This window comes from Shewanella pneumatophori, from assembly GCF_023283895.1.
In the GTDB taxonomy this organism is placed as follows: Bacteria; Pseudomonadota; Gammaproteobacteria; order Enterobacterales; family Shewanellaceae; genus Shewanella; species Shewanella pneumatophori.
This window is the reverse complement of sequence record NZ_JAKILB010000020.1, coordinates 12,580-28,193: the sequence shown is the minus strand read 5'-3', so window position 1 is coordinate 28,193 and position 15,614 is coordinate 12,580. Positions and strand designations below refer to the sequence as shown.

Annotated in this window: 11 protein-coding genes; 4 read left to right on the top strand and 7 right to left on the bottom strand. The window is 43.6% G+C overall.

Features of this window, described 5'->3' with window-relative positions; translation table 11 throughout:
- Window positions 1-3: 3 nt before the first annotated feature.
- The gene (locus L2740_RS20235; RefSeq protein WP_248951835.1) at window positions 4-2,631 is read left to right on the top strand and encodes a nuclease domain-containing protein; all 2,628 of its coding nucleotides are present in this window, start codon (window positions 4-6) and stop codon (window positions 2,629-2,631) included.
- Between the two features lie 46 nt (window positions 2,632-2,677).
- Window positions 2,678-2,908, top strand: coding sequence for a hypothetical protein (locus tag L2740_RS20230; protein ID WP_248951834.1), 231 nt, complete (start codon window positions 2,678-2,680; stop codon window positions 2,906-2,908).
- A gap of 169 nt (window positions 2,909-3,077) precedes the next feature.
- On the opposite strand, the gene L2740_RS20225 is transcribed toward L2740_RS20230, so the two are convergent.
- Window positions 3,078-4,304 carry a tyrosine-type recombinase/integrase gene (locus tag L2740_RS20225; RefSeq protein ID WP_248951833.1) on the bottom strand — a complete coding sequence of 409 codons (1,227 nt, stop codon included), beginning with the start codon at window positions 4,302-4,304 and terminating at the stop codon, window positions 3,078-3,080.
- 583 nt (window positions 4,305-4,887) lie between these two features.
- On the opposite strand from L2740_RS20225, the gene L2740_RS20220 reads away from it, so the two are divergent.
- Window positions 4,888-6,420: a leucyl aminopeptidase gene (locus tag L2740_RS20220; RefSeq protein WP_248951832.1), complete on the top strand. Its 1,533-nt coding sequence runs from the start codon at window positions 4,888-4,890 to the stop codon at window positions 6,418-6,420.
- Window positions 6,421-6,615: 195 nt separating this feature from the next.
- Here L2740_RS20220 and L2740_RS20215 read toward each other — a convergent pair whose 3' ends face one another.
- The 4 genes from L2740_RS20215 to L2740_RS20200 all read right to left on the bottom strand — a co-directional run bounded on the left by L2740_RS20215 (window position 6,616) and on the right by L2740_RS20200 (window position 12,769).
- Window positions 6,616-9,762, bottom strand: a complete 3,147-nt coding sequence (locus L2740_RS20215; protein WP_248951830.1) for an efflux RND transporter permease subunit — start codon at window positions 9,760-9,762, stop codon at window positions 6,616-6,618.
- Window positions 9,763-9,773: 11 nt separating this feature from the next.
- Window positions 9,774-10,853 carry a biotin/lipoyl-containing protein gene (locus L2740_RS20210; protein WP_248951829.1) on the bottom strand — a complete coding sequence of 360 codons (1,080 nt, stop codon included), beginning with the start codon at window positions 10,851-10,853 and terminating at the stop codon, window positions 9,774-9,776.
- Window positions 10,850-12,247 carry a TolC family protein gene (locus L2740_RS20205; protein ID WP_248951827.1) on the bottom strand — a complete coding sequence of 466 codons (1,398 nt, stop codon included), beginning with the start codon at window positions 12,245-12,247 and terminating at the stop codon, window positions 10,850-10,852. Before L2740_RS20205 ends, L2740_RS20210 begins: the two co-directional genes overlap by 4 nt.
- 111 nt (window positions 12,248-12,358) lie before the next feature.
- The gene (locus L2740_RS20200) at window positions 12,359-12,769 is read right to left on the bottom strand and encodes a hypothetical protein (RefSeq protein ID WP_248951826.1); all 411 of its coding nucleotides are present in this window, start codon (window positions 12,767-12,769) and stop codon (window positions 12,359-12,361) included.
- 343 nt (window positions 12,770-13,112) lie between these two features.
- Here L2740_RS20200 and ric point away from each other — a divergent pair, with 343 nt between their 5' ends.
- Window positions 13,113-13,841: an iron-sulfur cluster repair di-iron protein gene (gene ric, locus L2740_RS20195; RefSeq protein ID WP_248951825.1), complete on the top strand. Its 729-nt coding sequence runs from the start codon at window positions 13,113-13,115 to the stop codon at window positions 13,839-13,841.
- A gap of 131 nt (window positions 13,842-13,972) precedes the next feature.
- Here the strand turns inward: ric and L2740_RS20190 are convergent, their stop codons facing one another.
- Together L2740_RS20190 and xerC are read right to left on the bottom strand one after the other, a co-directional pair.
- Complete coding sequence (locus L2740_RS20190; protein WP_248951823.1) at window positions 13,973-14,689, bottom strand: HAD-IA family hydrolase; 717 nt, start codon at window positions 14,687-14,689, stop codon at window positions 13,973-13,975.
- Window positions 14,690-14,705: 16 nt separating this feature from the next.
- Complete coding sequence (gene xerC / locus L2740_RS20185; RefSeq protein ID WP_248951822.1) at window positions 14,706-15,614, bottom strand: tyrosine recombinase XerC; 909 nt, start codon at window positions 15,612-15,614, stop codon at window positions 14,706-14,708.

The following is a 15,614-nucleotide window of genomic DNA, read 5'->3' as shown; positions in this document are numbered from 1 at the left end:
TTTATGAAGCCACATTTTGAAGTAAAGTATCTTGATCTAATCTGGTATGACAAAAATACGCTTACAAAAGTTACTGAGTCTATCAGTGGTTTACAGATTCAATATGATGAAGCTAAGAGTCAATTTGAATGTGAAACCACTATTTACCCCAACGCAAAAGGTGTAGATCGCGGCCAACTTGCTATACGTTTTTTAAATAACAAAATAGCCAAGCCCTACATAGATATGCCTAACGGCAGTGTTAAGTATTTAACTCCAATTAAAGATATTGATACAGGGCGAACTTGGTGGATAGTTGCAGATGAATGGGATCAAAAAAACAAAATATGGCGGAGTATTGCCCCAAATATCGCCGGAAGCATAAAATTTTCATTGCAAGGTAAAGCCTGCATACTTGCTATAGCTGGTGCCGATTTTACCCTAGAACAACTTGAATCTTATCTGAGTTCTTTTAAAAATGATTTATGGGAGCTCATATTAGATGAAAGTAGCGCTGTTCAAGCTAACGCCAAAACATCTAATGCGATAGGAGTAAACGATAAAATTATTGAGAGCATCAATAATTTGGTATCCCATGCTGAAAAAGTTTTAATCACACCGAAAGCTGAACTTCGAGAGGTACAGGCGTTAAAGCCGAGGAAGGCAGTTAAACCCGTTAATCGCACCTTTATGGAGCTAGCGAGCAAAACCAATCAACGGTTTCTTACCAGCCGAGCAACTGAATCAACATTTAATGTCGCTGAAAACCGCTATGTACTTTTTGCCCTTGAAAGGTGCTACCGCATAGTAAAGCAAGTCACTATATTAGCTAATAATAAAGCCGAGCGTTATAAAGACACTGTCACTAAACTAGAAAATCAGCATAATAATTTTAGTGATAGTGTTCTAGTGGAAAGAGAGCTTGTCGTTAATGATCTTAAAAAGCTTTCAGAGCGTTGCCATATAGACTATTGGCAAAAGCTTTTTGCAAATAAACTCGACAATAGCGGTATTCAATTTAGTGAACATGGCCAATTTGAAGACTTTTTTGTTCGAATAGAAAGCTTAACAAGAGAGAGAGATGGCTTTTTTATCAAAGTGTGGGACGGAAGTGTCTGGGGAGATGTGAATGGGAAACACTCAATTATCTCATTTAGACATAATGAAAGTTATGCACCTCTACTATCTGTGTTACAGCACGGTATGAGCTTACAAGTTACTTGCCAAAGTCATCTTTACAGCACCGAAAGATTAAATATATTCAATTTAAACTCGATTCAATCTATCAAGTTAATTGGTTCTGAGTCGATGCTGGACGCTCGCCTAGCTTTTGATAAGGAAAAGCTATTAGGCAAAAAACTAAGTGAGCAAGGCTGGCAAAAAAAACTGACAGACTCAGAAATTGAAGAGCAAGAAAAAGAAAAGGCATCTCTACGTAATCGAATTAGTTTTTATGAACAAAATCAAACTATGTCTGAGTATGTTTATAAAAAAATAGCACCCAAGCTACGCCAGCTGGACAAACTGATTAAAGCTTTTAAAAAACTACAGATAAAACCTTCATCACACTTTCCAAACTCGATGACTTTTGTCCAAAACCCGCATTATCAAGGTGTGCATAACGGCTATAAAACTCTTCGCGACGTTACTAATTTAGCAGATGAAGAGCTGTTACTTAGTCTCGAAGAGATTGATGCAATTGGGCTAGTAAATATGCCGATGCTTTATGAGCGCTGGTGCCTACTTCAAATTATAAAAATACTAAAAGAATCATTTAGATTTACCCTGCAAGACAATTGGAAGTACCTGTTAATTGAAGCTGTTAAAACAAACAAGACCGACATCGAACTCTTGCTTACCAATCAAGATGCTAAACGTTTTATTAAGCTTACTTATGAAAAAACATTAGATCACGGGAAGAGACCTGATTTTGTATTGGATCTCATCTGGTTTACTGAAAAAGATATAAACAATGCCGAGGCAAAACATAAGCGTTTTGTTATGGATGCAAAATTTTATAACAAAGGAACATTTGAGCGCTTTGGTGGCTTAATCAATGTAATTAAGCACTTATACTATGATAAAAATTATAGTGAAAATGACAAAAATCCAGTTTTTCTAATCCACCCCTGTTTTAATGCTTTACCAACTAGGGTTACCTCCCAGTCTTGGGGGAAATACAGTTATTTAGGTGAAGTCAATATAAATATCGGAGAGGACAAGGAGTTTTATCCAAACCATTGTTATGGCGGCATCCTTTTAAACCCTATTGATAGAGAACTTTATAATGATGAACTACAAAGGCTCTTAGGGCTTTTCTTGCAATACAAACTTGAAGATCCAAATACGAGATTGAACACAAATGACAAAACAATAGCGGTGCCTATCTGTATTCGATGCGGTTCAACTCACGTAGAAAGAATATATAAAACATCTACATATAAAAATAGCCGAGGCGAATGGGTTGAAAGAACTCCACGTTCAGTATGGACGAAGTGTACGGAATGTGAGCAGTATCAAATATTTAATCATTGCAGAACTACTGATAGCCGTTTAATCAAGAATGGACTTTATTGGAGTTATCATTCGGCTCGTGCAATAGAGCCTTTTAATATGAAATCTCCAAAATGCGGTGAGTGGGGAGCTTGGTAATGAGCATAGCTAGAAAGTCGAAATATAACAATGATAAGTGATAACTATGCAAACGAACATTCAGTATTTTAATACTTTTAAAGAAGCCGGTATTTATGCCCGAAATAACCCAGGTTCAAAAGTTATTAGAGAGGGGGAGCGGTTTAAAGTTGAAGGCCATTTTAGACATGCGCCCATGAAGGCTAGAGAACAACTTACAGAGCCTAATCAACCTGTGATAACAAAGGTTGCCCCACCAGCTTTCGATGATAATTTTGATGATGACATTCCTTTCTAAAGGGAACTAGGAAGGCCAATTAGCCACCCGTTATTAAACGGGTGATATACAATGGCATTACCACATATCACCTTGTTTATCCGCAGCGACTTTAATATTAAAAGTAACCACTGTGCGCATTTAAATAATAACGGGTGTCCAAGTAAACCTTTGTAGGCACCAAAACAAACTACAACGCCTTTTCGCTCCCCAATACAGGCTCTCCATGTATCTCATCGAGCCACTTATCAAGCGCAATCTTCTTTTCATTGATATAGTGGCTGCGATTGTAGATCCCTGCCACACCGGAGACAGAGTGACCCAAGAGGTGTTCTACAACATGAGGTGGAATACCTAAGTCGTTAAGCCGAGTCGCAAGGGTTCGCCTTAAATCGTGCAAGGTCCACTTCTTCTCGTGTTGTAGCTTTTCCCAGATCTTGCCGCCGTAAACGCTAACTGACTCAGGGCTTTTTAATTGCCCAAGCAGATAGCCTGACTTCTGGTTTTTGGCCTTAAGCTGCTTTAACCACGAGTACAACCTAGGCGGTATTGGCCGGATAATTAACTCGTCGGTTTTACTGTTAGCTTTAGGGACTGTCCACAAGCCTTTATCAAAGTCCCATTCATCCCAAGAAGACAAACGCACCTCTTGTGTACGTGCACCAAAGATAATTAACAGCCAGATAAGATTGTTGTAATACTCTTGATGCTCACCCGCTTTAACTTGATTAATCACATCTTGTAGTTCAGCTTCCGTAAGCACCCTATCGCGCTTTTTCTGCTTACTACCAACATCAGTGATAGTTAAGTCATCAATCACATAGCTGGTGGCATATTCCCGCTTGCGGCAAAATAGCAGCGCTTGTTTAGCTCCTTGCAAAACTTGCCCTGCAGCAACAGGTGCCGCCCTTTGCTCGCTGGGAATGCCTTTTCTAATTCGATCAAAACAGGCTAACCACTGAGGCTTAGTCGTTTTATCTAACGGGTACTTACCTATATACGGGTACAAATGCCGTGCAAATTGCGCTCTATGCTTTTTAACATTTTTGCGGTTCTCAGTGGCATATTCCACCAGCCAATATTCAAGCGCCTCTTTAACTGTCACAGCTTCTTTGCGCACGACTTTAGCCAATGCTAATTCGACACTTGGGTCTTTGTCATTATCCAGCCATTCACGACATTGATCGCGCTTATCTCTTGCCTGTTTGATTGAAGTTTCTGGGTACTTACCCAAGCTTGCCCACTTAGGGTTGGTTTCACGGCCACCCAATCTGTAACGAAAAACCCAACCAATTACACCCTTTTTTGAAATACGTACAGCTAAGCCATCACCATCTGAAATGACTGATTTTCCGGTATAAGGCTTACCTGATACTTTACGTAAAAATGTATCTGATAGTTTATTGATAACGCCCATATGAATCCTTGCTCTGCCACGTTCCGTGCTACACACCGTGCTACACACGGATTGGTTAACGAAGAAAAACCAGCTTAAACAAACACGAACAAGAGTCTCGCTAAGATACTAAAAAATAGCAAGTTTTAAATAGAAAACAGAACAAGCCCGAACAAGAAAAAACACAGATTAGGAAATACGGCATGAACTAAGACTAACGTCTTAACGTGTTGTATTAAAACGGGCTTTCCAGCAATGGGAAGCCCGTTTTGCTTTTATATGTACCCTCATATGTACCCCGCTGTCCCTATCGCCTCGACCAAAAATCCCATTCATTCCATTTGTAAATCAAGCAAATAAACCTCAAACCATATAGCGCTTTCAGCTTCGGCTAATTTTCACCTTGTAGACTCGCAAACCATGTGACAATTCCTAACAAGTTTTAACTTAGTTGTTAACTCAAAAAGTGATAAATTGCACAGCCCACTGGCAATTTCCAATCCAGTGTGACTAAAGCTATAACGATAAATACCAATACAACAAAAAGAAGCTGCGGCAAGCTTGGCAAAACTGACCGTAGAACTAAATCCCGATAGAGGACATTATGCTAACTAAGAAAACCCTACTAAGCAGTGCATTAAGCCTAGGCCTGTTAACCAGCTATTCAGCCCATGCAGAAACATTTGATTTTGTTGAAAAGCAATCTAGTAACATCGACACCTTAGTGGTCTTTCAAGCTGGCGAAAATGCATCAAGTGCGCTTAACAAGCTAGACAAACAATCTAATCAACAAATTAGTAATGCACTAGCCTTGCAGGAATTTACAGGCGAAAAGAAGCAAATCGTTGAGATTTTAATGCCGAATGGCATTGATGCTAAGCGCCTAGTGGTTATCGGCATGGGTGAGCAAGCAGAGCTGACTCCCGGTGAAGTGAATAAGCTAGGTGCGGAAATCACCGCCCATTTCAACGGTATTGAAGTCAAAGACATTCAAGTATTAACCGATGGCATTAGCGATGCCACCAGCAACGCTAGCTTTGCAGCAGAACTTGCACACGGTATTAATCTGCGCGCTTACAAGTTTGATAAGTATTTTTCAGAGAAAAAGCCTGCCGAAAAGAACTACATCATCGCAGTCGACGCAGCGAAAGACACTGACAAGCTATACACTCAGTTAGCAGCGATTGAGCAAGGTGTATTCTTAGCGCGTGATTTAACCTCTGAAACTCCAACTGAAATGACGCCAGTTGATTTTGCCAATGCAGCAAAAGAACTTAAAAAGCTCGGCGTAAAAATCAAAGTGTTGGAACCTAAGAAAATTGCCAAGCTTGGCATGGGTGCATTGCACGCTGTGGGCCGCGGCTCAGAAGAAGGTGCTCGCCTTGTGGTTGCTCACTGGGAAGGTAATGATGACGCGCCAATCGCGCTTGTAGGTAAAGGCATCACATTCGACTCTGGTGGTTATAACATTAAGGCGTCAGGCGACTCTATCTCACGTATGAAGTCAGATATGGCTGGTGCGGCTGCAGTATTGGGTGCAGTTAAAGCTATGGCACTACAAAAAGCCGACGTTAACGTGGTAGCTGTAATGCCAATGGCGGCTAACATGGTGTCTGAAACCGCTCTAGCACCAGGCGATGTATTAATGACAGCTGAAGGCTTAAGTGTTGAAGTGCTTAATACTGACGCTGAAGGTCGCCTGATCTTAGCCGATGGCATGTGGTACGCCCGTGAATACTATAAGCCACAAGTGATGGTTGATGTTGCAACACTTACCGGCTCTAAGGTGCGTGCACTAGGTAAACGCTACACAGCGGTATTTAGTGAAGATGATGATTTAGTTGATGAACTCACTTTCTCTGGCAAAGCAGTTGATGAAAAGCTATGGCGCTTGCCGCTTGCATACGATGACTTACTTAAAAGCCCAATCGCTGATTTGAAGAACGCCGGTTTTGGTGGCCCAGGGGCTACCACTGCTGCGGTATTCTTACAGCAGTTTACTGGCGACACTAAGTGGGCGCATTTAGATATTGCTGGTAGTGCATTAGCGGCAAAAGATGTGGGTGTAACCCCAGCTGGCGGTACAGGCCATGGCGTGCGCTTACTAAGTAACTGGCTGATGACCCAAAGCAAATAAGCTTTTGGTACAGCATCTATAATTTAGATGATAGCAAGTCATAAAAAGCCCTGCAGATGCAGGGCTTTTGTTTTACTGTCGGATTGAACTCGCTACAACGAGTAAGCTAACTATCGCAGTAAGTTTTATCATCACATCCAAGCTAAGCTAGAGCGGCCAGCAATAAGTGCCGCTCTTTAGCTCTAAAAGTAACTCTTAGATAGTAGACGCCTCATCAGTCACTTTTTGTTTACTCTCCCCACGCTGGTGCGCCATACGATACAAAATAGGCAGCACGAACAGGGTCAGAATGGTCGATGAGATAATGCCGCCAATCACCACAGTGGCAATTGGGCGCTGCACTTCTGCGCCGGTACCAATATTCAGCGCCATAGGTACAAAACCTAGACCTGCTACTAAGGCTGTCATCAATACAGGACGTAACCTGATCATCGCGCCATCGATAATCGCAGACATCAACTCACCTTTCTCTTGATAAAGCTGACGAATAAAGCTCAGCAGCACTAAGCCGTTAAGCACTGCTACACCAGAGAGTGCAATAAAACCTACGCCTGCTGAAATCGACAATGGCATATCTCGTAGCCACAGCGAAATCACCCCGCCAGTTAAAGCCAGTGGAATACCAGTAAAGATAATTAACGCATCTTTTACTGAGCTAAAGGCCATCACTAACAAGCCTAGAATGAGCGCCAGCGTTAATGGCACTACAATCGATAAGCGCTGACTCGCCGATTCTAATTGCTCAAAGGTACCGCCATATTCAAGCCAATAGCCCGCAGGCATATCTACCTCTGTAGCAATTTGTTGTTTAGCTTCACTGACAAAGGTACCTAAATCACGACCACGCACGTTAGCAGTAACCAAAATACGGCGCTTACCGTTTTCACGGCCGATCTGATTTGGCGATGGCGCAATATCTAGCGTCGCCACTTCTGATAACGGCACATACTGCCCAGATGGCAACACGATAGGTAGCTCATGCAAGCGCTCTACATCTTGGCGGATCGCTTCAGGTAAACGTACGACCATTTTAAAGCGGCGATCGCCTTCAAAGATAGTACCAGCTTGCTCGCCGCCGATTGCAGTAGCAACAAAATCTTGCAACTGATCCACTGTTAACCCAAAGCGAGCCAAGGCCATACGATCAGGTTGGATCGTGAGCATAGGTAGACCCGTGACTTGCTCAACTTGCAGATCTGCAACACCGTCGATCTTTTCTAACACTTCATGGATCGCGTTAGCTGAAGCTAATAGCTGATCGAGATCATCACCCACGACTTTAATCCCTAGATCGGCGCGCACACCTGAGATCAATTCGTTAAAGCGCATCTCAATTGGCTGTGTCAGCTCAAAGTTATTACCCGGTTGCCCAGAAACTGCAGCGACAATATCAGCCGCTAACGCATCGTGACTCATCTTAGGGTTAGGCCACTCATTACGCGGCTTAAGCATAATAAAAGTGTCGGCAATATTTGGCGGCATAGGATCGTTAGCCACTTCAGGGGTACCGATCTTAGAAAATACATTTAACACCTGTGGGAAATGCTTAATGCGATCTTCTAACTGCATCTGCATATCCACCGACTGCTCTAGCCCTGTACCCGGGATACGGATCGCCTGCAGCAAGATATCTTCTTCATTAAGCTGCGGGATAAACTCAGAGCCAAGTGTTGTAGCCAACCAAATAGAGAAGCCCACTAACGCCATAGCAGCCCCGAGAACCAACCAACGTAGCTTCATCGCTACAATGAGTAACGGCTTATAAACTGATTTAGTGGCGGTAATAACGCGACTCTCTTTTTCCGTCACTTTACCCGTCATAAACAGCGCTACAGCGGCTGGTACTAGTGTTAACGATAGAACTAGTGCAGCTAACAATGCCATCACTACCGTTGCCGCCATTGGGTGGAACATCTTGCCTTCAACACCCGTTAAGCTAAACAGTGGAATGTAGACCACGGTGATGATCAGCACGCCAAATAAGCTTGGGCGGATCACTTCATTAGTGGCAGCAAACACCACCTGCAAACGCTGCTTGCGCCCTAATACCTGACCACCATTTTGCGCTTGTGCATGGCCGAGTCTGCGGATTGCGTTTTCAACTATGATCACTGCGCCATCGACAATCAAACCAAAATCGAGCGCACCTAAGCTCATAAGGTTGGCCGATACGCCAGCTTGCACCATACCTGTCATAGTAGCGAGCATCGCTAACGGAATAACCGCTGCAGTGATTAACGCAGCTCGCGCATTACCCAGCAGAATAAACAGCACCACAATAACTAGCAGCGCGCCTTCAACTAGGTTTTTCTGTACCGTATAAATGGCTTTATCGACCAAAGTGGTGCGATCGTAAACTGCTTCTACTTTTATGCCATCTGGCAGTGATGCTTTGATATCTTCTAGCTTTGCCGCCACAGCGAGTGATACCTCACGTGAGTTTTCACCCACCAGCATCATTGCGCTGCCAAGTACGGTTTCTTTACCGTCACGAGTTGCGGCGCCGGTACGCAGCGCTTTACCAATACCTACTTCTGCTACATCAGCTATAAAGATTGGCGCGCCATCAATATGCTTAATAACCACTTGCTCAATGTCGCTGATGGTTTTTAGCTGCGCCGCAGAGCGCACAGTTAACTGCTGCCCCTCACGTTCAATAAAGCCTGCGCCGCGGTTATTGTTACTGCTTTGCAATGCCTGCTTGATATCAACCAAAGACACGCCGTATTGCAGCATATTGCTGGGTGATGGCGTGATATGGTATTCCTTATCGTAACCACCAATGGTATTAATCTCAGTGACACCCAACACTTGGGCTAACTGCGGCTTAATGATCCAGTCTTGGATCTCTCTAAGCGCGGTGGCATCAAATTCGCTGCCATCTGCTTGTTTAGCATCAGGCAACGCTTCAATGGTGTACATGTAGATCTCACCGAGACCGGTGGAGATCGGCCCCATCTCCGGCTCAATATCACTCGGCAACTTGCCCTTGATCGCATTTAAACGCTCATTGATCAAGTTACGAGCAAAGTACAGATCTGTACCTTCATCAAATACCACTGTCACTTGCGATAAACCATAGCGCGATAGTGAGCGGGTATAAGAGAGCTTAGGGATCCCCATCAAAGCATTTTCGATCGGATAGGTAATTCGCTGCTCAGTTTCTTGCGGTGAGTAGCCCTCTGCGCGAGTACTAATTTGCACCTGTACGTTGGTAATATCTGGTACAGCATCGATAGGTAGTTTTTGATAGCTCCACAAGCCTACTGCAACGAGCAGCATGGCAAGGAACATCATCATCCAGCGTCTATCAATCGAGAGACGCAATATAGATTCAATCATTGTCGTCTCCTTTAGTGAACGTGGCCAGCGCTTGATTTCTCAAGATCAGCCTTCAACAAAAAGCTCTTTTGCACTGCATATTCTTCACCAGCACTTAGCCCAGACAATACTTCTGTCATTTGGCTATCACGCAGTCCTAACTCAACTTCGCGCTTTTCAAAGCCTTCAGCAGTACGTACAAATATCACTTGCTGACCTTCCATTTCTTGCACCGCTAGGTTATCAATCATCAAACCAACGGCTTGTTTACTCAGCGTGACATAACCAGAGACTAAACTGCCTAGCGGCCACTGACCGTTAGTGTTATCCAGTGGTGCACGTGCAAGCTGGTATAGCTCGCCTTCTGGTGCACTCAATAGGTACTTGATGTTAGATTCTGCTTGTTGCTGTGTGCCTGTGATAAGTAACTCCTGACCAACCGCCACACTGCGCATTTGTGCAGGAAATATTTGATATTCAGCCCACAGTTTGCTGTCATCAATAATGCTTAGCAGCACATTATCGCTTGCCATCTCGCCAGCGTTGGCATTACGTTCAACCACCACTCCGGAGATAGGCGCTTTAATTGCGTAACGTTTTAAGCTTGAATTAGACTCCACTTCGGCGATGATTTGCCCCGCTTTGACCCTATCACCTACGTTAACTTTCACTTGCGTAATTAAACCAGCAAAGCGAGCTTTGACTTGGCTGCTCGCAGCTTCTGGCAAGATTGCTCGGCCATATACGGTGACAGTTTGTTTAATATCCCCTGCTTGGGCTAATTGAGTCGCTATACCAGAGCGCAGCATCTGCTCCGCAGTAATGTGGACTTTGCCCTCTTCATGCTCATCGTGGCCATGTTCATCGCCATGACCGTGCTCGTCTTTATGTCCATGTTCATCATCGTGCTCATCATGACCATGTTCATCCTTATGTCCATGCTCATCATCATGCTTATCATGACCATGTTCGTCATGACGCTCAGTGTGCTGTTGATGCTCATGAGCATGATCACCTGAAGCATATACCGGTGTCACAACCACACAGGCTGTAATGACAGCTGTTACAGCAAGATGAACGAGAGAAAGTTTAGTTAATGTGTTAGCGCTCATTTTGTGTGTCCTTTAGCTGCATTAGAAATCGCTGCGTGAGAAAAGTCGGCAGTACTTGAAAAATCATTGAAAAAAGTATGTTGTGAAGCTGGTAATGGCTCAGCAATCAGTTGCTCAATATCAACGCCATAACGCAGTGCAGAGGCCGCAGCATCAATCAATGCTCGACGAGCAAATAACAGCTCTTCACGTGCAGTTAAATAATCAAGGTAGCTATATAAGCCTTGCTCATAAGCTCGTTTAGTATCTTCAAGGGCTGAAGTTAAGGTAGGAATAACACTCGAGTGCAAACGGTTAACTGTTACTATCGCCTGCTTACGGCTGGCGTAAGCGCGATATAACTGACCATAAAGCTCTAGTAATGCCACTTCTCGGTTAGCCAGCACTTGCTCTTTTGCTGCTTGAGCAGACATGATTTCGCCAGTGTTTCGCTCGCCGTTAAACAGCGGCATACTAAATCCTGCAGTTAACGCCATATCATTAGTTTGCTGTAACTGCTTAACCCCTACAGACCAACTTATATCGCTACTCGACTGAGTTTTAGCAAAACGCAGCTCAGCCTCTTTTAGCTGTGCTTGAGTTAAATAAGCAGTGATCGCTGGGCTGTACTTTACCTTTTCGAATAATGGTTCGAGCGCGACATCATCACTAAAGGCAAACAAGTTGCCTTGCAACGAATCAAAGCCGACCTGAGATTCACCCCACATCATACTCAATGCCAACTTAGCGTAATCAAGCTGCTGTAGCTGGGTTTCGGCAACTAATCTGGCATTGAATACTGCCGCTTGAGCACGTTTAACTTCCGCGTCAGGTGTAACACCAGCCTGTGCTCGCTCAGCCACAACCGCTTGAGTCTCTTCCGCGAGCGTTAAAGCGTCTATCGCAAGCTGCAACTGAGATTGCGCAGCTAATACATCTATGTAGCGGCGAGTGGTTTCAGCAAGCAAGTTAAGCGCGGCAATTTTCTGTTCAGCATCAAGCACCGCGCGTTGTTCATTCACAACACCAGAACGTGCATCTAGTTTATCGCCAAGCTCAATAACCGAAGACAGTGATACACTAAATTCAGCACTTTCTATGCCTTGAAACTCACCCGTTCCAACAACATTGTCGAGGTCAAAACCAATCTCAAAACCCGGAGATAAGGCTTGAGTTTGCGCAGCGCCATCAAGCGCTTGCTGTCTAAACTGAAACACTTTTAGTGAAGGGTGTTGCTGTTGAACCCGCTCGATAACCTTAGCTAACGACAAAGACTCTGTTTGCGTTTCAGCCTTGGCAACAAAAGGCACTGCAAATAACAGAGTAATGATAACGAGAGTGCTAAATAACCCTCGCCAAAGGCAACGCATAGCCATTTTTACGGCATCGTTGACGACATAAGTATTATAAAACATCAGAGAATAAGCCTCGATTTAATACAAAAATACAGACCTGTTAGCTAAATCTGAAAAATGCCACAGATCTAAAGCAAGCTTTAAAAGCCCGCTAAATAAATAATATTTTGTTTAAACGAGTACAGCTTTGGGGGGACGCAAGAGCGAGTAGTAGGGTGCTTCAACAGAAGTGAAGTTAAAAGATAACACAAAACTATTAGGGTTAGATGTCGATGCTTGCATCGCAGTAACCGGATGCATTAGGGTCATACAGCATGAACAGCAATTATTACTGCATTCAGCGCAATCATCTTCTACATGACTTGCAGTTTCAAGGTCATCACATTGTGATGTGTTATTGGCAGTACCACTGGTATGTTCTGCCACAAAGAAGACTTCGCTGCCACAATCATCATGTGCAGAAGTACAGTCATCAGCCATAGTTACCATAGATTGCATCGTTAAAATCACGATCAACAATACCCGCCCCAACTTAGCTGGAGAGCAGATAAATGCGTGAATAAAACGAGCTAGGCGAAACATTATGACTAACTACAATCCTTATTATGTTACTAATCATCAATAGATTTATGATGACTAATACCTTAGTTTGCTTCGGGTTAGTGTAAATTAATCAAAATTAAAACACTATATTAAAACCTTATTTCAGGACTCAAATCACACCTCTTTTAAGCAAAGTAATCCGCCACCTCTGCAAATCCGCATCATTAACCGAGCGACTTATTACCAGCCAATACCTACCTACATAGAGTTAATCTAGCGCAAAAAATGTGATTACCCGAGCATTTTACTCAACTAATAATTGAACCACCCAAAAGATGCAAATAATATACACCTAAATGAATTGCGTTTATTGGAGCTGCGTATGCCTCAGTCTCAAGCTGATCAATCTCAACAAAAGACCAACTTACTCAACACTCGCGTCGGTGAGCTAGTCGCTAATGACTTTCGTATCGCCCATATTTTTAGCCAGCATAATATTGATTTTTGTTGTGGTGGTGGAATTTCACTAGCGCGAGCAATTAAACGCTTTGATGCAGACGAAACGGCATTGCTTGACGCATTGATGGCGTTAGAAAGCGATGGCGAGAAGTTACAAGGTTTGGAGCAACTCCCCCTACCCGATCTGCTGAATTACATTGAATCGACACACCATACTTTTGTAAGAGAGAAAGCGCCGCTACTACTGGAATATAGCCAGAAAATGGTACGCGCTCACGGTGAGAACTATGACGAAATTAAACCGCTAGCAGGTTGGATCCGCGCATTAGTCGATGACCTAATACCGCACTTAATGAAAGAAGAGCAGATATTGTTTCCAGCTATTTTGGGCCTACACAACCAAGTTGAGATGCAGAACTGTTTTGGTCATATCGGCAACCCAATCAATGCTATGCAGTATGAGCACAATGACGCATTACAGATCTTTGAAAAAATCAGTAAGCTGACCAATGAATTTACTCCACCAGCACACGCTTGCACCACTTGGCGAGTTTGCTACGCCAGCTTGGCAGAGTTTGAAGCAGACTTAAAACAGCATATTCATATTGAGAACAATATTTTGTTCCCCAAAGCACTGGCACTAACCGCTTAATCAGAAACAGTGACCAAGTTATGAAAGTAAAAAGGCTCACATCTGTGAGCCTTTAATAGCTTAATTAACTCAAATAACTCAAATAACTCAAATAACTCAGATAATTTAAAAGCTATATAAAGCTATAAAAGCTATAAAAGCTGTTTTAGCTGCAGTATTGATGAGATTTCGATGTGAGGCAGCTGTTGTTGAGGTAATGATTTCTGCGTTACACCAAAACCTGGATTTAACCATGCCGCCTGACAGTCTGCCGCTCTTGCGCCATCGACATCACTTTTAGCACTATCGCCGACATGCAGTATTTTATTTAACGGTAACTCAAGTTTGTTAGCTGCCACTTTAAACATATCTGCCGCAGGCTTTTGTGGATAGCCTAAGCCTGGATGTAGTACAAACTCCAATAAATCTCCTAGCCCTATACGCTGATAATCGACATTGCCATTAGTAATGCCAACTAAGCGGTACTTTTGCTTAAGCTGGGCTAATAGCTCAAGTACTTCATCTGACACCTTAAAATTACTGCGATGCAGGGAGAAGTGAGCCAAGCCTGCTTTGGCAGCAGCTTGGGCTGTATCCCTATCATAACCAAGCTCGATTAATCCCAGCTCTAACATCTGTAATCTTGCTTTACTGGTATCGTGACGTAATTGTGGTGATTGGCGCAGCATACGTGACTTTAACGCGCGCCAATCATCAAATTGCCACGCAGTTGCTTTAGGGTAGTTTTGGTGGAGAAATTGCTGCAGCGCTTTTTCAGCCGCAACAATAATCGGCCGATTGTCGTAAAGATTGTCGTCTAAATCAAAACTGATCGCTGCAAAAGCCTGTGGTCGAATGAATATTTGCATCGAGCTCCCCTCGCCCTTATTTAGTACGCTTTTTCGCTCTGGGGTGAGCGCCATCGTAAACCTTAGCCAGATGCTGAAAATCCAAGCTGGTATAAACCTGTGTGGTCGATAAATTAGCGTGACCTAAAAGCTCTTGTACCGCACGCAGATCAGCGCTGGACTCAAGCATATGCGTTGCAAATGAGTGCCGCAGCTTATGTGGATGCACCTTAATGCCTAACGCTTGCTCTTGACCCCATTTTGCTAAACGCGCTTGAATACTGCGATGAGCTAAACGCTTGCCTTTAGCTGTAACAAATAGCGCATCATCGTCGCACAAAATATCACGCTTGATATCCAACCATTGGCTAATGGCTTGGAGCGCTAATTTACCTATCGGGACGATACGCTCTTTACTGCCCTTACCTAGCACCTTAACTTGCGCCTGTGAAAACTGAATATCGGCCACATTTAAGCCTGCCAGTTCTGCTAAGCGTAAACCCGAAGAGTAGAACAATTCCATGATGGCTTTATCGCGAAAGCTTAAGGGATCGTTAGCGTCAATCTCGAGCAAATGGGTTACAGAATCAACGTCCATGTTCTTAGGCAGAGGCTTGCCTTGTTTTGGAGCCGTTAGATTTATCGCAGGGTTTAACTTGATATGTTGTTCGCGTAGCAAAAATTCATAAAACTGTTTTAGCGATGAGAGCGTCAAGGACAAAGAACGTGCCCCTAAACCTTTACGGTGCAATTTAGCCAGCAGAGCCTGCAAAGAGTCATGTTGCTGCGCGCCCCATGATTCTGTTTCAGCAAACAATTTTTCAACACGATTGAGTTCAAACAGATAGTTACGCACAGTGTATGCCGATACTTGACGTTCGGTACGCAAGTATCGTTCAAAGTCAGCTAGCCAACCTTTGTTATCTGACAACGCATTAACAGCCAT